Origin of the sequence: Flavobacterium sp. LAR06 (assembly GCF_041946075.1) — a bacterium.
Taxonomy (GTDB): Bacteria; Bacteroidota; Bacteroidia; order Flavobacteriales; family Flavobacteriaceae; genus Flavobacterium.
On sequence record NZ_JAUTYT010000005.1, the window covers coordinates 250,554 to 269,465 of the forward strand.

Sequence of the window (18,912 nt, forward strand, 5' to 3'; positions counted from 1 at the left end):
GGGGTGAAATTAATTGTGGCACATAGAAACATAGGTTTTTAGACTTTCAAAAAAAGGTATTTCACTTGTTTAAAATACGCAAAGCTAATTTTGTACAAGAAATGGATTTCTTTTTATTTTTTTCAAAAATCGATGTTTCTATATTAAGTAAATTTATTATAAATTGTATTTAAGGTGTTATCGTACACATGATGTTTTTTTAGTTTTAGTAATAATTTAATTACATAATAAACATGGTTAAGTCATTTTTCTTTTCGCTTCTTTTATGCACGACATTGTCGTTTGCACAAGAAGTAAATATCATTCCGCAGCCTGTAAAAGTGGTGAGGAATACCGGAAATTTTGTGATTACATCACAAACAAGTTTGGTTGTTACCAATAAGGAAGATAATGCTACAGCAGCTTTTCTGAATGGTTATTTATCTAATTATTATGGTTTTGTATTGCCTATTGCTAAAAAAGCAAATACAAATTACATCAAATTGACAAGTCAGAAGAATATCGAAGGGCTTAAAAGTGAAGGTTATAGTTTAATATCAGATAAAAATGGTGTTGAAATTAACGGAAACGCGGCCATAGGGACTTTCTACGGTATGCAAACCCTTATTCAATTACTGCCTGTTGAAAAAAGCAAAAGTCTTGCCATTGCAGCAGTAGAGGTGAAAGACGAGCCTCGTTTTGAATACAGAGGAGCAATGTTGGATGTTGGACGTCACTATTTTCCGGTTGCCTTTGTAAAGAAATATATTGATTATCTGGCGTTACATAAAATGAATTATTTTCATTGGCACTTAACGGAAGATCAGGGATGGAGAATCGAAATTAAAAAATATCCTAAACTTACTCAAATAGGTTCTAAAAGAAATGGAAGTATTATTGGAAGTTATCCTGGTAAAGGAAGTGATAACACACCAGAGGGTGGTTTTTATACGCAGGAAGAAGTAAAGGATATCGTTAAATATGCTTCAGACCGATTTATAACAGTTATTCCGGAAATTGAAATGCCTGGACATGGAAGTGCTGCTATTGCCGCTTATCCGGAGCTGAGCTGTTTTCCGAATGAGAAAACACAACTTCCTGACAATATGATTTCAGCTAAAAGTAAACAGGAAATGGCAAACGGTAGAAATAAAATTGTTCAGGAAACCTGGGGAGTTCATTCAGATGTTTATGTTCCAAGCGAATATACCTTTAAGTTTTTACAGGATGTTATCGATGAAGTAGTAGTTTTATTCCCTTCAAAATACATTCATGTTGGAGGAGATGAAGCTCCTAAAGATGCCTGGAAAAGAAGCGAATTTTGTCAGCAGTTGATAAAAGAAAAAGGGTTGAAGGATGAGCACGGTCTTCAGAGTTACTTTATTCAGCGCATGGAGAAATATATTAATGGAAAAGGAAGAACGCTGATCGGCTGGGATGAAATATTAGAAGGTGGTCTTGCGCCAAATGCTATAGTAATGAGCTGGCGAGGCGAGGAAGGCGGAATTGCAGCTGCAAAAGAAAATCATAAGGTTATTATGACACCGGGAAGCCACGTTTATTTAGATCACTCACAGACCAAAAATGAAAAAGAAGTTACCATTGGCGGTTATTTACCAATAGAAACTGTGTATAGTTATGAGCCAATTCCGAAAGAATTAAATGAGCAACAAGCAAAATATGTTTTAGGAGCTCAGGGAAATGTATGGACAGAATATATGGCAAATCCTGTTAAAGTAGAATATATGATATTCCCTCGTTTGAGCGCTCTAAGTGAAGTATTGTGGTCTCCAAAAGAGAATAAAAACTGGACTGAATTTCAAACAAAAATTGAAACGATGAAAAAGCGATATACTATTTGGGGAGCTAATTATTTCAAAGAGTAAGTCATCACAAACTAGAAAAAATGGTAAAAAAAAACGAGGAACTTTATGTTCCTCGTTTTTTTGTTTAAATCTAAAAATAATTTAAACTGCCATCTCCATTAACGCAAAGCATATCTTAATTTGATACCATAAGAAACCAATATCACATCAGTAACTTTTGATGAATCAAGAATAGAATTATATCCTAACTGTACCGGTAGTTCGGGATTATACTGAATCAGATTTTTGCTTTCATTTTGGTCATAGATATTGTTTAATCCATAATCTAAATAAAGACCAATATAAAGAGAACTTCTTGATCCGATCTTTTGTTTTAGACCCGTTTCAAAAGTCGCAGAATAGGATACATCAGTATCCAGGTCTTGTTTACTTGTTTTGATATTATCTGTACTTGCAAAACCAGCAAATGCAGGAGCAAATAATTCAACATTATACTGCGGATAGTAGCCGCTTGTAGTTAGATTTTCAATTTTTGTTTCATATTTTCCGTTTGCTGCAAATCCAATTTTAAATCCACCGGCAAGATATAATTGTGATGTTCCCGGAGTTTCATATTGAATACCAATTGGAATATTAATATATCCTAAGTTTTGTTCTTCTCTTAAATTGGTAGCTTTATATCGAAACTGAAAAGATTCATTCTCAGCATCTGTAGTCATATATTGTCCTGAGAGAAACGAGGATTTAAAATCAGATCTGTACGTCTGATATTCTACACCTACACCAATACTGACAGTTTCATTTAGGTAGTAAGAATAGCGAAGTCCGGCACTAAAACCATTACCAGCAACTACTTGAGCTTCTGGTAAATAATCCAAATAGGAAAACGGCCCGCCAAGAGATATCGATATTTCTTGTTTTTTATCCTGACCATAACTATTGAGGTATATAATTAAAAGTGCCGCTACAGCCAATGATTTTATAGAGTTGTTTATATTTTTTTTCATTTTAAAGTTAAATTATGCAAGTACTACCAAAGTAGTACCGGCAGATTATTTATTTTACAATTACTTTGAATGATTTTTTGATGTTACTAGTTTCAAGAACAACTAGATACATGTTGCTTTCAGTTGTCTCAGGTAATTGTATTTCAGTTATCACACTAGATGACTGAACAGTTTTAATCAGTTTGCCAGCAACCGAATAAAGCGTTATTTGCATATTTTGTAATTCTTCCTGAGGAAAATCAGCTTCAACAGTAATAACTTTTCCAACTTCAATTGGATTAGGATAAAGTTTGGCCTGCAAAGAATTTTGCAATACAATGTTAGCGTCGCATGTTTTCAATACTTTTCCATCCAGAGTAGTCATTTTTACACTATATGTAGCTAAAGGGTCTAATGTAAAGTTTGAGTCATTTCCAGCTGAATAATAAGGACCGGTTCCTACCAGTTGGCCATTTTTAAACCACTGGAAAGAAACAAATACATAACCTCCATTTGTTAGCGGATTATTGTTTACAAGAAGTATGTTGTTAAACTTCTGCTTCACAATGTCATAAAAAGCAAATGGTTTTTCTACTTTGATAGTATAAGTAGCCGTTGCAGTTCCGTCTTGCGAAGTAATGGTTACATTTTGTGTGTAAATCCCAGGTTTTGGAGTTGCAATAGAGAAATTAGCGCCCGGTATAATAGTGGCGTTTGTTTGATTTAAAATTGCGACATTAGGATTATTTTCTCCACATGACATAAGGTAACTAATATCTTTGGTAGGACTATTGTAAACTTTAGTTCCAATAGTAATACTTTGTACTGTTATATCATTGTTTTTGATTATAAGAAGCTGCGAAACACTTGCTGCCGGAAGATAATTTTCATTTCCATCCTGATGAGCCGTAATTAGCAATTCTCCTGATCTTAACATGCTTACTACACCACTTGGTGAAACATCAGCCGGCGGCAGGGCAGAAGTGTAGGTAAATGAAAAACGTATTGGTAAACCTGAATTAGAAAGAGCCTGTAAATTAAAATTGTTATTACCTCCAAGAATTCTTGGTGCTAAAACTCCGAATGTAATTTGCTGCGCCGCTTTTTTAATTGTAAGATTTGCATTTAAAATGACTGGTGAGCAATTTGGCGTGGCTGCTGATGGTGTTACTGTAGCAGTAACGGCATAAATACCGGCGTTAGTAGCACCATTATTTGTTCCCGTTGCCGGAACAGTAGAATAAACTACGCTCGCGCCCGCAGGAAGATTTGCTACCTGTATTATGTGTTCATTGCTATCAAAAGTAAATTCAGTATTATTGAAAGTTACCTGATCGATAAGAGAATTTAAAACTTTAACAGTTTGATTCTGTGTTGAAATATTTCCACTGCCATCATTAAAACTCCATGTAATAACATAACTTCCGTCAGTAGTATAATTCAGAGGACTAGTTGTTGTTGCATTAATAATTCCGGCACAATTATCTGTTGCTGTTGGAATTGGAATTTGTGCTGCTAAAACAGAGCAATAATTAGTGATTTCCGGAAGATTTGCAACAGTAGGAACTGGCGGAGTTACATCTGGAATAGTACTTATAGTTACAGATTGTGTAGCAGAACAATTATTAGCGTCAGTAATTGTTAGGGTATAGATACCTGAAGCTAAGCCACTAATATCTTTTGTTGTACTACCATTAGACCATAAAAAGTTATAAGGAGCAACACCACCTGTAACAGTAATAATTGCTGAGCCATCACTTAATCCATTACAAGAAACATTAGTTTGGGATGCTATATTTGAAGTCAATAGGGTCGGTTCGGTTATATTGAAGACTTGTGTTGCACTACAACTGTTAGCATCAGTAACGGTCACGGTGTAAGTTCCTGTAGTAAGCCCTGTTGCAGTTGCTGCGGTACCGCCGGCTGGGGACCATGCATAAGTATATGAACCAGATCCACCTGTTACGTTTACAGTTGCAGATCCATCATTAAGTCCGTTGCAGCTAACATCAGTTTGACTTCCAATACTAGCAGTTAGTAGAGACGGTTCGGTTATGGTAACACTTTGAGTTGCAGTGCAGCTATGGGCATCCGTAACCGTTACGGTATAAGTTCCAGCTGTAAGTCCTGTTGCCGTTGCAGCAGTACCACCCATAGGAGCCCAAGTATAGCTGTATGTGCCGGTTCCTCCAGTTGCCGTTACAGTTGCTGCTCCTGTAGTACCTCCGTTACAGCTCACGTTTGTTGGAGCTATCGTAGCAGCAAGTGCATTAGGTTCTGTTATAGTGACACTTTGAGTTGTAGTACAGCTGTTGGCATCAGTAACGGTTACGGTATAAGTTCCTGCGGCAAGTCCTGTTGCTGTTGCGTCAGTTCCTCCGGATGGAGCCCATTCATATATATAAGTACCAGTTCCGCCAGTTGCTGTTACAGTTGCTGATCCATCGGCTTGACCATTACAAGTAACATCTGTTTGATCTGTAATAGAAGCAGCTAAAACAGCTGGTTCTGTAATTGTAAAGCTTTGATTAGCAGTACAACGGTTAGCATCAGTAACGGTCACGGTGTAAGTTCCCGGACTAAGTCCTGCTGCAGTTTCTGCAGTACCTCCGGCTGGGGACCATGCATAAGTATATGAACCAGTTCCTCCAGTTGCAGTTACTGTTGCAGATCCATCATTAAGTCCGTTGCAACTAACATCAGTTTGACCTCCAATACTAGCAGTTAGTAGAGACGGTTCGGTTATGGTAACACTTTGAGTTGCAGTGCAGCTATGGGCATCCTTAACAGTTACGGTATAGGTCCCTGCAGTAAGTCCTGTTGCCGTGGCAGCAGTTCCGCCAGATGGCGTCCATGCATATGTATAAGCACCAGTTCCTCCAGTTGTAGTTACCGTTGCAGATCCATTTGTTCCTCCGTTACAGCTCACGTTTGTTGGAGCTATCGTAGCAGTAAGCGTATTAGGTTCAGTTATAGTGACATTTTGAGTTGTAGTACAGCTATTAGCATCTGTCACGGTTACGGTATAAGTTCCTGCAGCAAGTCCTATTGCTGTTGCGGCAGTTCCTCCAGAAGGTGCCCATGCATATGTATACGCACCAGTTCCGCCATTTGCTGTTACAGTTGCTGATCCATCGGCTTGACCATTACAAGTAACATCTGTTTGACCTGTAATAGAAGCAGCTAAAACAGCTGGTTCTGTAATTGTAAAGCTTAGAGTAGTAGTACAACTGTTAGCATCAGTAACGATCACGGTATAAGTTCCTGCACTAATTCCTGTCGCAGTTGCTGCGGTACCTCCCGCTGGAGACCATGAATACGTATATGCGCCAGTTCCACCAGTTGCGGCTACCGTTGCAGATCCATTGTTAAGTCCGTTGCAGCTAACGTCAGTTTGACCTCCCACAGAAGCGACTAATAGAGATGGTTCAGTTATAGTAACACTTTGAATTGTAGCACAGCTATTGGCATCTGTAACCGTTACGGTATAAATTCCTGCAGCAAGTCCTGTTGCTGTTGCATCCGTTCCTCCGGTAGGTGCCCAAACATAAGTATATGCGCCAGTTCCTCCAGTGGTCGTTACAGTTGCGGCTCCATTTGTTCCTCCGTTACAGCTCACGTTTGTTGGAGCTATCGTAGCGGTAAGTGTATTAGGTTCGGTTATAGTGACACTTTGAGTTGTAGTACAGCTATTAGCATCAGTCACGGTTACGGTATAAGTTCCTGCAGTAAGTCCTGTTGCTGTTGCGTCAGTTCCTCCTGACGGAGCCCATGCATATGTATATGTACCAGTTCCACCAGTTGCGGTTACGGTTGCAGCTCCTGTTGTTCCTCCATTACAAGTAACATCCGTTTGACTTGTGATAGAGGCTGTTAAAACAGCGGGTTCTGTAATTGTAAAACTTTGAGTTGCAGTACAACTGTTAGTATCAGTAACGGTCACAGTGTAAATTCCCGGATTAAGTCCTGTTGCAGTTTCTGCAGTTCCTCCGGCTGGAGACCATGCATATGTATATGTACCAGTTCCACCAGTTGCGGTTACGGTTGCAGATCCATCATTAAATCCGTTGCAGGTAACATCAGTTTGCCCTCCACTGGAAGCAGCTAATAGAGATGGTTCGGTTATAGTAACACTTTGCGTTGTAGTACAGCTATTGGCATCAGTAACCGTTACGGTATAAGTTCCAGCTGTAAGTCCTGTTGCTGTTGCAGCAGTTCCACCCGTTGGAGACCATAAATAACCGTATGTGCCGGTTCCTCCAGTTGCGGTTACTGTTGCAGCTCCTGTAGTTCCTCCGTTACAGCTCACGTTTGTTGGAGCTATTGTAGTGGTAAGTGTATTAGGTTCGGTTATAGTAACACTTTGAGTTGTAGTACAGTTATTAGCATCAGTCACGGTTACCGTATAAGTTCCTGCTGCAAGTCCTGTTGCAGTGGCATCAGTTCCTCCAGAAGGAGCCCATGCATATGTATGCGGACCAGTTCCGCCAGTTGCGGTTACGGTTGCAGCTCCTGTTGTTCCTCCGTTACAGCTCACGTTTGTTGGAGCTATCGTAGCAGTAAGTGCATTAGGTTCAGTTATAGTAACACTTTGAGTTGTAGTACAGCTTTTGGCATCTGTCACGGTTACTGTGTAGGTTCCTGCGGCAAGTCCTGTTGCTGTTGCATTCGTTCCTCCGATAGGTGCCCATGAATAAGTATAGGTACCAGTTCCGCCCGTTGCTGTTATGGTTGCTGATCCATCGGCTTGACCATTACAAGTAACATCTGTTTGACCTGTAATAGAAGCAGCTAAAACAGCTGGTTCTGTAATTGTAAAAGTTTGAGTAGCAGCACAACTGTTAGCATCAGTAACGGTCACGGTGTAAGTTCCCGGACTAAGTCCTGTTGCTGTATCGCCAGTTCCACCTGATGGAGCCCAAGCATAAGTATAAGTTCCAGTTCCACCTGTTATGTTTACAGTTGCAGATCCATTGTTAAGTCCGTTGCAGGTAACATCAGTTTGACCTCCCACAGAAACGACTAATAGAGCTGGTTCAGTTATAGTAACACTTTGAGTTGTAGTACAGCTGTTAGCATCCGTAACGGTTACGATATAAGTTCCTGCAGTAAGTCCTGTTGCTGTTGCAGCAGTTCCTCCTGACGGAGCCCAAACATAAGTATATGCACCAGTTCCACCAGTTGTAGTTACCGTTGCAGATCCATTTGTTCCTCCGTTACAGCTCACGTTTGTTGGGGCTATTGTAGCAGTAAGAGCATCAGGCTCTGTAATTGTAAATGATTGCGTAGTCTGACATAAGTTAGCATCAGTAATAGTAACTGTGTATGTTCCCATACTAAGTCCTGTTGCAGTTGCAGCAGTACCTCCGGACGGAGCCCATGCATAACTGTATGCACCGGTTCCTCCGGTCACTGAAACAGAAGCAGATCCGGTAGCTGTACCATTGCACAATATATTAGTTTGTGATGGAGTAACTAGCAGTGCCGATGGCTGGGTAATTGTAAAGTTTTTTACAATTGAACAACCATTAGCCGCAGTTATGGTTACACTATAATTTCCTGCAGTAAGATTGCTGGCTGTAGCGGCATTACCTCCCGATGGCGCCCAAACATAGGTAAATGGCCCCGGAGCTCCTGATGGAACGACAGAGGCTGAACCTGTGTTTGAACCATTACAAAGAATATCAGTTTGTGATGCAGCAGCAACTAGCGTATTTGTAGTAGTAATTATGAAATTTTTAGATAAGGTGCAACCATTAGCATCACTAATAAAACAATTATAATTTCCTGCAAGTAATCCTGTTGCTATAGCTCCCGTTCCGCCAGAAGGTGCCCATGAATAATTATATGGCGCTGTTCCTCCTGATACAGTAACACCTGCCTGACCTGCAGTATTACAAGTCGCATTTACTTGTGAAGTTGTTGCTGATAATACTGCAGGTTGATTAATTGTAAAATTTTTAGTTATGAAACAACCTTTTGCATCTGTAATTAAACAAGAGTAGTTTCCTGCTGCTAATCCTGTCGCTGTAGATGCGGTTCCTCCGGAAGGTGACCATAGGTAAGTATATCCGGGTGTACCACCTAAGACCATTACTGATGCTGTTCCATTGGCTTGACTATTACAAAGTTGGTCGGTTGAAGCTGTCATTGCTGTTAAAACTGCTGGTTCATTTATTGTGACAGTTGCAGTATAGGTACAAGTATTGGCATCTGTAACGGTAACAGTATAAGTTCCTGCTGATAAACCGGAGGCAGAGGCTGCAGTTCCTCCAGATGGAGCCCATGAGTAGGTATAACCGGGTGTTCCTCCAGATGCAGTTACACTAGCTGAACCGTTAGATCCTCCATTGCAAGACACGTCCGTTTTAGAAGTTGTTATAGCTACTAACGAGGGAGTTGAGATTGTAATATTTTTAACTAAGGTACACCCATTTGCATCTGTAATAGTACATGTATAGTTTCCTGCTGGTCTTCCTGTGATACTCGAGGTAGTCCCTCCAAGCGGTGCCCATAAATAAGTATATGATGGTGTTCCTCCCGATACTATTACAGTAGCTGTACCGTTTGATCCACTAAAACAACTAACACCTGTCGATGCGGTAGTTGCTGATAAAGCAGCTGATGGACCATTAATTGTAAAACTTTGTGTCGCAAAACATCCATTTTCATCTGTAACTGTAACTGTATAAGTTCCGGCAGTTAATCCTGAAGCTGTTGCGCCAGTACCTCCTGACGGTGCCCATGAATAAGTGTACGCACCAGTTCCTCCTGTTACATTTACCGTAGCAGATCCGGTAGCGTCACCATGGCATCCTATATTAGTTTGCGCTACTGGTGTGGCGATTAATTCGCCAGGTTGAGTAATAGTGACAGTTTCAGTTGTTTGACACGAATTAGCATCTGTAATTGTAACGGTGTATGTTCCGGCAACAAGACCTGTTGCTGTAGCGGCAGTTCCTCCAGCTGGTGACCATGAATAGGTATATCCAGGTGTTCCTCCTGTTGGTGTAACAGTAGCGCTACCATTAGTTCCTCCATTACAAGTAACATCTGTTTTACTTATAGTTCCGCTAACGGCGGTAGAAGGTTGCCCTACAATAATACCAGTTACAGGGAATGGACATCCGTTCGCATCTGTAATAGTAACACTATATGTTCCGGCTATAAGCGATGTAGCTGTAGCAGTTGTTGCTCCGTTAGACCATAGATAGGTTTTAGCTCCCGTTCCTCCAATTGCAACAGCAGTTGCTGTACCATTATTTCCTCCAAAACAAGAAACCGGTGTTGTAGAAGCCGTTCCGCTAAGAGCTGCAGTAGGGCCACCAACAGTAATACCAGATATCGTTTTTGGACATCCGTTAGCATCTGTAATGGTTACACTGTAAGTTCCTGCCAAAAGTCCTGAAGCGGTCGCAGTTGTCGCCCCATTAGACCATAAATAAGTATATCCGCCTGCGCCTCCTGACGGAGTAATAGTTGCAGTACCATTAGATCCTCCAAAACATGAAACTGCAGTTGTAGAAGAAGTGCCGTTAAGTACAGAAGGCTGTATTATGTTAAAGCTTCTTGTGATTTGTGTTGCTTCACCATCAGTGATAGTTACGGTATAGGTTCCGGCAACAAGTGAAGATGCCGTTGCTCCGGTTCCTCCAGACGGTGACCAAGAATAAGAGTAAGGTACAGTACCACCTGTTACAGCAACAGTAGCGATACCATTGTTTCCGCCATTACAGTTTATATCAGTTTGTGGTGTAGATGAAGTACTTAGACCGGCAGTTGTATTGAGTGTTAATTCTGTACCATAACTGGTACCGGCAGTATTAGTAGCATATGCTCTGTAATGAATAGTAGAACCAGAAGGGAGTCCGGTAATAGTTGCACTAAATGCGCCAGTTCCAGTTCCATTTTGAACTTTATTATTAGAAATGGTTGGAGCAGCTGTTGTAGCCCAAACTATTCCTTTTTGTACAGATGGGTCACCGCCATCTGCACTTAGAGTACCACCCATTATCGCCGAAACAGATTTAACACTTGAAGCTGTAGCAGTACTAACAGTTGCAACTACCACAGTAGATACGGCAGGTGTTGCATAACCTGAAGGAGTTATTCCTAAATCAGTAGTTGCATTATGTGACCAGTTTGCATAATTATTTATGCTGGCTAATAAAGCAGAGACAGTGCCTGTTAATGTACCTGTATATTTGCTGTTAGCGACTTCCGCTACTCCGGGAAATAATGAAACACAATTTACTCCATTAGTTAAGCCCGGAGGCAAAGAGCTTGAATTTCCTCCAGTTGCTCCAGTTGTATTCCATTTGGTAGTTGTATCGTAGTCACTAAGATTATAATCTGCATGTACACCTGCAATAAATGTAGGTGATGCAGGCTGCGGACCAGTAGAAGATTGATAGGCCAGCATCTGGTCACCACCAGATAAATTAAAGCTTGTTCCTAACGCAAATGTGATCGAGGCCGGTGTTGTTCCTGTTACTGTGAAAGTATCTGCCGTTGCAGTTTCAACAATTGATACTATAGTCCCTGCGGGTGTAAATGCCGGTACCGTCCATAATAAATGTGGTTCGGTACTACCTGAAATCCAGGTTCCGTTACCCCATCCTTTTTCGGTTAAATACAAGAGCGTGCCTGTATTCATAGCCTTAAGGGTAATAAAAGAAAAACCATCTGAACCAGCGGTTTGATAGCCAATAAAAGCTATGTCACCTGCTGCCAGAGTAGTTTGGGCATTTACATTTTGTTGTACAAAAAAGGTACACAAAAAGACGATAAATGTGAGTAGTTTTCTTTTCATAACATAAAATTTTAGTTTAATGACATAAGTAGGCATTTTGCCAGCCGCCTGCTTTTTCAGGTTTATTAGATGAAGTAAAAGCTTTAATAAAATGCCCGTCATTAACGAATGTTTTTATTTTATTGAAACTGATATCATCATTAGAATCAAAATTTAATTTATACATATGGTGATCAAACATTGTTCTGTTTGTACCCTTATCGAATTCAATATTCCCTCGGGGACCGGAAATATTTAGTTTATCAATTTCTTCAATTAAAGAACTTATACCAGTATTGCTCTCGGTATTACGAAGAATGGTTTTTATTATCAGCCCATTTTCATATCCTAAAATAGAAAAGACGGATGGCGCATCTGAATACTTGTTTTTATATTCGTCGGTAAAGTTGGTACTAGTACTATCATTTTGCATCCAGGAGCTTACAACGTAAAGTTCGTGGGGCTCAATCTTATATTCTTCTAAAATTTTATCGTTGATAGAAAACGGAGTTACATAAAATGGATACTTTTTAGTGATTTTATTTTGATTTATAAAATCAGCATTTTCCTCAGCATATAGACCGCTATAGAAAGCAAAAACAGCATCAGGATCGTGCGAATTAATAAATTTATCCATGTATGCAGATTCATTTTCTCGTGGTACAAAAGGAGTGATATAGTGTCCTGAAAAAATAGGGTTTTCTTTAAAAGCATATTCAATCGCAGCTAACATACCGTAACCTGAATCGTAAAACGAAGTTGAGGTTACAATTTTCTGATAGTTTTTAGCTGTTAGATAAGTGCCTAAATGATAGCAAGATTCTGTTAGCCCAAAAGAATTAATGTAAACACCTCTGTGTGCAGCTGTCTCATAGGGTATCGTTGCTCCGGTATCTGCAACAAGCAGTAAAATATCATTTTTTGAAGCATAATGATAAACTTCAGAAATATTATAATGTCCAAAAAAGCCAATGATAATAGATATATCTTCCTGGAAATTTAATTTTTGTATTTTCTCAATTATCATTTTCTCATCTGCACCAATTCCAATACTTTCCACAAAAAAATTGACATCGAGATTGTTAAGCTTTAAACCTCTGATAAAATCTCTGTCTAATGTTGGGTATTGTTGCGATTTTGGAATCAGGATCCCAATTTTAATAGCCTTGTCCATAAAATAAGATTAAAAAAAACAGAGGCATAATTACCTCTGTTCATTTATATTGTATTAATTTCTGGAAGGGAATATCCCTTCTGTAGCGATGGAGTAGTTTATACCCAGATAAGGATTGCGGATACTAAAGGGCTGATTGCCACCAGCCACACCAGTAATACCACTGATAGTCGAAGCTATACCACCAATTAGGTTATTTGTACCTCCTGGTTCACTGTAAATATTAGGAACAGCGTTACCTGCAGCAAAAGAGTTATTTCCACTATCAGTCTCGTTGGTTATTGTACCTCCGCTTAATGCATTAGCAACTGTAGAAACATTAGCCTGACCCGCAACAAGAGCATGTGTATGCGAAGGCATGTTGGTTATTAATAGTGAAGTGTTTTCAGTTCCACTCATTTGTCCTGGAACAACAGGACTTAAGCCATTTCCGGTTCCTTGGCCTATAAGAGTTCTTCCTCTTAAATCAGGTAGCGCAAATGTGTTTTGCCCATCTCCACCAAAGGTTGTTCCAAGTAAGGAAAAGAGCGCGCTGTTTTGTGATATTGACATAAGTTGTCCTGAGCATGGTTGAAAACCTCTCGGCGTGAAGCTAAATCCAAAAGCTAGAATTGTTCCTAAATAAGTCTCGTTCATGATTTTTTAGTTTAATTGGTTATTGTATTTGTCAGTATTTCAGTATGATACAAAATTAGACTATATGAATCTTGTAGGAATAGGTAGTTATACCTGTTTTTGAGACGAAGTTTAGTTATGTATCTTATTTTCTGTTAAATAACAACTTGAATGCTATTTGTTGCTTTTAAATAGAGCATTTTGATACTTGTGTTAAAGATTTTAAATTTCTTTGTCTTACAACATTAAGTAGTTATAACTGAAGACTTCCCAAAAGAATTAAACCTACAGATCCTTACTTTGAGAAAATCTCCAGCATTTATTACTCCGAAATGAAAGAATTTAGGACATCTTAAAAATCAAACAATAGCTCCCTCAAATTATTTCGAAATGGAAAGAAAATGGACAGCAGAAAACGATTTGTTTACGCCACATTTATTAACAAGGGAGCAACAAAATTCTTTGATTAATGATATCTTAAGCTAGAAGTTATTTTTTTGTTTAATGTAGTTACTGGCCTTTTAAAAAAATAAAAGGTGTTTTTTTGCATTGTTTTTTTTGTAAAAATATAAGCAATGCAATTAATCAAAGGATTACCGTTTTTAATTTTATGATAAATTTTTAAGAATACAATAACTGTATGACTGAAAGAGATACTGTTTATTAAACACTTCTTAATATTTTTAAAACTGTTGTTTAATTCAGGAAAAATTACGAATAATTGTGTGATATATTTAATTATAGTTTGTTGTTATCGTTTTTTTATATAATTTGGTAAGATCCCAAATTGCAATAATTAAAATGAAACAAGATATTAAAGACCTGGAACAATCCTTACATATTCAGGATTTTCTTTTTATAATAAAACAAAAATCAGATCACTTAATTAATTATTTTCTTTTCAGTTTTTTTGTTGTCGGACTGCTTCTCGCATTCTATTATGACACCTGGCAAATTGCAATAGGGGTTGGAGGGTTATTACTTGTAGCCTATTATTCCACAAAAATAGCTTTACCAAAATCAAACTTGTATCAGTATGTTCTCAGTGTTGTATTGGGGATTTATATGGCTCAGTTTATTTACCAGATGCATGGGATGTTTGAAATGCATTTTATGGCATTTATTGCCAGTGCAATACTTATTACGTATCAAAACTGGAAACTCCAAATACCGCTTATGTTAGTTGTAGCAATCCACCATGGATTATTCGGCTATTTTCAGTACAAGGGTTTTGATGAAATTTATTTCTCTCAGTTAGATTATATGCCCTTGCAGACTTTTATCATCCATATGATATTGGCAGGTGTTATTTTTTCAATTTGTGGTTTATGGGCCTATCAGTTTAAAAAATATAGTGAAGCACACATTGACTTAATTTTTAATAAAAGGGAAACAGAAAATCAGGAATTAAAAACAGCCAATTATGAACTTGATCGGTTTGTTTACAGTACCTCCCATGATTTGCGCGCTCCACTTAATTCAATGCTTGGTCTGATTGAAATAGCCAAAGATGATACTGCTGAAGAGATCACACGGGAGCATCTTAAAATGTTGAACAGAAGTGCCAAGAAACTGGATGGTTTTATTTGTGACATTCTTGATTATTCGCGAAATTCTCGTATGGCGGTCAAGATGGAGGAAATTAATTTCAGGGAACTTCTTAATGATGTAACTGAAAATTTAAAATTTATAGGAGATAATAACAGAACAATTGAATTTATCATTGAAATCTCAGGTGAAACTTCTGTTTACTCGGATAAAAATCGTCTTATTACCATTCTGGGCAATCTTATTTCAAACGCTATTCGTTATCAAAATCCAGGAGTTTCGAATCCTTTTGTCCGTATTAAAATAGAAACATCCCAAACTGAAACAAGAATTACTATTCAGGACAATGGTATTGGTATTTGCGAAGAAGTACATTCAAAAATATTTGACATGTTTTATCGTGTATCCCATGAATCAGTAGGTTCAGGACTAGGGCTGTACATTGTAAAAGAAGCAGTAAACAAACTCAACGGAGAAATAAAAGTAGAATCGGAAGTAGGCGCAGGAACGACTTTCTTAATTAAAATACCAAATAAATAACCAATCATCATTAAATGAATCAAGAAATTACTCAATCATCTTTCAAAAAAATTCTCGTAATAGACGACAATCCAACAGATCGTTATATTGCAAAACGAATGGCTGAAAAGTATCATTTTGCAGAAGAAATCATTTTACAGGAATCGGCTCTTGAGGCTCTCGTTTATATTAGATCACTAGAAGCTACTCCTGATTTACTTCCGCAGTTGATTTTTTTAGACATCAATATGCCCGGAATGAACGGATATGAATTTTTGGAAGAATATGCTAAACTTTCAGAAACAATAAAAAGTAACTGTATTATTTTAATGATTACAACATCATTACATCCGGATGATTTTAAACGGGCAGAAAATGATCCTGCTATTTTTCGCTTTCTTAACAAACCGCTTGATCAGGAAAAATTCAGGCTTATTGAGTATGAGTTTTCCTTAAAAAAATAATAGTACGAGGTATTGGCAAACTTAACAGTTATTGATTTTTTATCTGGTCAAACTTCGTGTCATTCAAGATAATCTAAAAACCTCCAAAAGTATTGATTCTTGGAGGTTTTCTAATTTAGGAAATGTGAAGTGGTTCATCCTAAAAACAAAATTACACCGGGTTTCTAAATTAATATAACTCTGTGAAATAACAATATAAAATGTAATGCATTGAAAATGAGTATTTATACGTGTGGAAAAATAAAATGAGAAACATAAATTTGGTTTGCGATTTTGAGTAATACTTTAATCGTTTTCTTGTCTAATATTAAAAAATAAAAAGATGGCAAACTTAGAAGAATCATTTTACAAAGTGCAAATGAAAGGATCACATAACAGTTATGAGGATAAGAAGCCTTCGACGGTCCAACAGCTAACTTTTAATCCTGCAGACCCTGCTGATAATGGGTGTTTGTGTCTGGAGTTTGATATTTGGAGGCACAGTTCTAAATATAAACCATACATAGAGATAAAGGATGATTATTTTACCGTTTCACATTTTACACCTGGAAAAACAAAGCTTAAACATTATCTTGATCGAATGATCGAATGGCATAATGCAAACCCGAATCACCTTCCTGTTATAGTTTATTTAGATATCAAGAGCATAGGAGGCGGCTACAAGAGATTTCATGAAGAAATCGATACTTACCTGCAACTCTATTTTGGAGATGATAAAATTTACAATCCTGGGTTTCTTATGCCAGACAAAAGAGCAGGCCTTTATGATAATGTCAGAGTTTATGGATGGAAGAAAATTAATACAATGACTGGTAAGTTCTTATTCTGCTTAAGCGGAAATGAGGACTGGAAAATAAGATACTCTAATACAGATCCCTCAGAAAGACGCTGTTTTAGTGATTGTGATATAAATGGTACAAGTCATTTGGGTGATATTCCTAATATTGTAATATTCAACATAAAGGCTGGTGACGCAATGAAACAAACATTTGAGTCTCTTTCTTATAGTCGCCTAATTAGAGTTTATGGAGCCGAAAAAAAGAATGAATGGGAAGTTTTAAGGGCTTTGGGGTATACCGTAATTTCAACTGATAAAATAAATGGAACAGATTGGGCCAAGATGTCTGATTCTTCACCAATTAAAATTAGATAACACTAAATTTGGATCTCAAAAACAAATAAATTTTAAAAACTCTAAAGTCTTTTGATTTTGGAGTTTTTTTAGTTTGAATTATAACAGCTAAGCTACTAAATGAATTTACTAAAACCCCTAGCTGTTTTATAGAAATTAAAAGTTGTCTTAATGAAAGTTAGAGTTCTTCCAATATACTCCTTTTGGTGTATTTCAAATGGTTTGTATATGAAGTAAGTTTGTTGTGTACAATAGGTATTAAAAAATAGCAGTGTATCAGAGGTTTTAGATAATTAATAAAGGCATTTTAGAAATTTAATACTACACGAAAATGATTATCAGAATTATACTTTATTTGTTTTTAGCTTTAATGCTTGCTGTCAGTATAAGAGAATTTTATAAAAGCAGGGATTAAACAGTTTGATCTAACCGGGACAACAAAAGGTGTTAGAAGCTGTGCTTCTGATCACTTACTATGCAATTAATTTGATTTAAACGTTTTTTTATGTTAATTTGCTTTAACATACGTTTAATAAAATTACTTGTTTATTATGCTGCCGGAAATACAAAATCTTCACAATGTTTGGGAGTCTAATCGGACTGTCAAAACAACATCCCATCAAATCTCTTTTGATGAACTTACGAATTCAATTATTAGTACAGGTCCATTTTCTTTTTATATAATAGATTTTTTTGATATGTCGCTTTCGCATATTAGTCCGTCTTTATTTGAAATGCATGGATTTGATCCTGAAACCTTAACTTTTAATGATGTATTAGGTGCCATCCATCCGGAGGATATTGAGTTTGTAGTAAAAGCAGAAGCCTTTTTGACAAAATTTTTCTATGAAGATATTGGGCGTGAAAAACTATTAAGTTATAAAATAAGCTACAGTCATAGGTGCCGAATAGAAAACGGTGATTATGTATTGTTTAATCATCAGGCATTAATGCTGACAATGGATGATAACGGTGGTTATGGAAAATCATTAAATATCCATACACGCATAGATCATTTAAGCTCTTTTAATACCTATAAAATATCACTTATTGGACTTAATGGCGAACCATCTTTTATGAATTTGAGTCTTGATTTGGATGCTAAAGGATTTGAATTTTCTAAAAGAGAAGTTGATATTATTAAAGAGATAGGAAATGGCTTAAATAATACTGAAATAGCCGAGAAACTTTTCATCAGTCCATTGACAGTAAAAACACATCGCAATAATATACTCGCTAAATCTGGTTCTAAAAATACTGCTGAACTGATAAAGAATTGTATTATTCAGGGAATAATTTAATCAGCTTTAGAAAAACGAATATTTAGTATTAAAGGAATAACAAACAAAAGGCTTTTCTTTCGGATCAATAAAAAATTGATTTATCTGCTTACAGTTTGTACTTTTGCATTTATGAATGATAATTTTATAAATGAATATTTTGGGATCGGGATACAAAATGGTAAAACACCTGAAAATTTGGGTGTTTTGTGGCGATCGGCTCAAAATTTAGGTGCTACTTTTATATTTACAATTGGTAATCGATATGCCAAACAAGCCTGCGATACTCATGATGCAGTAAAAGCAATTCCTTATTTTCATTATGATACTTTTGAAGCTTTTTTCGAAAATTTACCTAAAGGTGCGCGATTGGTTGGTGTTGAATTAGATGATAGAGCTTCAGATTTGGAAACCTTTGAACATCCAAGACGTTGTGTTTATTTATTAGGAGCAGAAGATCATGGTTTATCCAAAAAAGTAATGGCTAAATGCCATCATCTGGTAAAGTTTAAATCAGTAAAAAGCTTAAACGTGGCAGTAGCTGGAACTATTATTATGTACGACAGAAACTTACCTAAACCTCGTTCTTAAATAATAT

General features: G+C 37.2%; 10 protein-coding genes. 6 read left to right on the forward strand and 4 right to left on the reverse strand.

The window, feature by feature from the left end; all coding sequences use genetic code 11:
• Positions 1-233 precede the first annotated feature (233 nt).
• Positions 234-1,865, forward strand: coding sequence for a beta-N-acetylhexosaminidase (locus Q7C23_RS09450; RefSeq protein WP_375032291.1), 1,632 nt, complete (start codon positions 234-236; stop codon positions 1,863-1,865).
• A 98-nt stretch (positions 1,866-1,963) separates the two neighbouring features.
• Here the strand turns inward: Q7C23_RS09450 and Q7C23_RS09455 are convergent, their stop codons facing one another.
• Genes Q7C23_RS09455 through Q7C23_RS09470 form a run of 4 tightly spaced genes read right to left on the reverse strand, consistent with a single transcriptional unit; the run spans position 1,964 to position 13,392 of the window.
• The gene (locus tag Q7C23_RS09455; protein WP_375032292.1) at positions 1,964-2,812 is read right to left on the reverse strand and encodes an outer membrane beta-barrel protein; all 849 of its coding nucleotides are present in this window, start codon (positions 2,810-2,812) and stop codon (positions 1,964-1,966) included.
• Between the two features lie 49 nt (positions 2,813-2,861).
• Positions 2,862-11,603, reverse strand: a complete 8,742-nt coding sequence (locus tag Q7C23_RS09460; RefSeq protein WP_375032293.1) for a T9SS type A sorting domain-containing protein — start codon at positions 11,601-11,603, stop codon at positions 2,862-2,864.
• Between the two features lie 16 nt (positions 11,604-11,619).
• Positions 11,620-12,756: an ABC transporter substrate-binding protein gene (locus Q7C23_RS09465; RefSeq protein WP_375032294.1), complete on the reverse strand. Its 1,137-nt coding sequence runs from the start codon at positions 12,754-12,756 to the stop codon at positions 11,620-11,622.
• A 54-nt stretch (positions 12,757-12,810) separates the two neighbouring features.
• Positions 12,811-13,392: a phage tail protein gene (locus tag Q7C23_RS09470; RefSeq protein WP_375032295.1), complete on the reverse strand. Its 582-nt coding sequence runs from the start codon at positions 13,390-13,392 to the stop codon at positions 12,811-12,813.
• A gap of 780 nt (positions 13,393-14,172) precedes the next feature.
• Between Q7C23_RS09470 and Q7C23_RS09475 the strand changes: the two genes are divergently transcribed.
• From Q7C23_RS09475 to Q7C23_RS09495, 5 genes are all read left to right on the forward strand, one after another.
• Positions 14,173-15,459, forward strand: coding sequence for an ATP-binding protein (locus tag Q7C23_RS09475; protein WP_375032296.1), 1,287 nt, complete (start codon positions 14,173-14,175; stop codon positions 15,457-15,459).
• A gap of 14 nt (positions 15,460-15,473) precedes the next feature.
• Positions 15,474-15,902: a response regulator gene (locus tag Q7C23_RS09480; RefSeq protein WP_375032297.1), complete on the forward strand. Its 429-nt coding sequence runs from the start codon at positions 15,474-15,476 to the stop codon at positions 15,900-15,902.
• A gap of 322 nt (positions 15,903-16,224) precedes the next feature.
• Positions 16,225-17,055: a Ca2+-dependent phosphoinositide-specific phospholipase C gene (locus Q7C23_RS09485; protein WP_375032298.1), complete on the forward strand. Its 831-nt coding sequence runs from the start codon at positions 16,225-16,227 to the stop codon at positions 17,053-17,055.
• Between the two features lie 530 nt (positions 17,056-17,585).
• Complete coding sequence (locus Q7C23_RS09490) at positions 17,586-18,335, forward strand: LuxR C-terminal-related transcriptional regulator (protein WP_375032299.1); 750 nt, start codon at positions 17,586-17,588, stop codon at positions 18,333-18,335.
• Positions 18,336-18,446: 111 nt separating this feature from the next.
• Positions 18,447-18,905 (forward strand): RNA methyltransferase, encoded by a 459-nt coding sequence (locus Q7C23_RS09495; protein WP_375032300.1) that lies wholly within the window; start codon positions 18,447-18,449, stop codon positions 18,903-18,905.
• Positions 18,906-18,912: the final 7 nt, after the last annotated feature.

Coding starts and splice junctions, on each gene's coding strand:
- Q7C23_RS09455 (WP_375032292.1), bottom strand. CDS start 2,812: ATGAAAAAAAATATAAACAACTCTATAAAATCATTGGCTGTAGCGGCA.
- Q7C23_RS09465 (WP_375032294.1), bottom strand. CDS start 12,756: ATGGACAAGGCTATTAAAATTGGGATCCTGATTCCAAAATCGCAACAA.
- Q7C23_RS09450 (WP_375032291.1), top strand. CDS start 234: ATGGTTAAGTCATTTTTCTTTTCGCTTCTTTTATGCACGACATTGTCG.
- Q7C23_RS09460 (WP_375032293.1), bottom strand. CDS start 11,603: ATGAAAAGAAAACTACTCACATTTATCGTCTTTTTGTGTACCTTTTTT.
- Q7C23_RS09485 (WP_375032298.1), top strand. CDS start 16,225: ATGGCAAACTTAGAAGAATCATTTTACAAAGTGCAAATGAAAGGATCA.
- Q7C23_RS09470 (WP_375032295.1), bottom strand. CDS start 13,392: ATGAACGAGACTTATTTAGGAACAATTCTAGCTTTTGGATTTAGCTTC.
- Q7C23_RS09495 (WP_375032300.1), top strand. CDS start 18,447: ATGAATGATAATTTTATAAATGAATATTTTGGGATCGGGATACAAAAT.
- Q7C23_RS09480 (WP_375032297.1), top strand. CDS start 15,474: ATGAATCAAGAAATTACTCAATCATCTTTCAAAAAAATTCTCGTAATA.
- Q7C23_RS09490 (WP_375032299.1), top strand. CDS start 17,586: ATGCTGCCGGAAATACAAAATCTTCACAATGTTTGGGAGTCTAATCGG.
- Q7C23_RS09475 (WP_375032296.1), top strand. CDS start 14,173: ATGAAACAAGATATTAAAGACCTGGAACAATCCTTACATATTCAGGAT.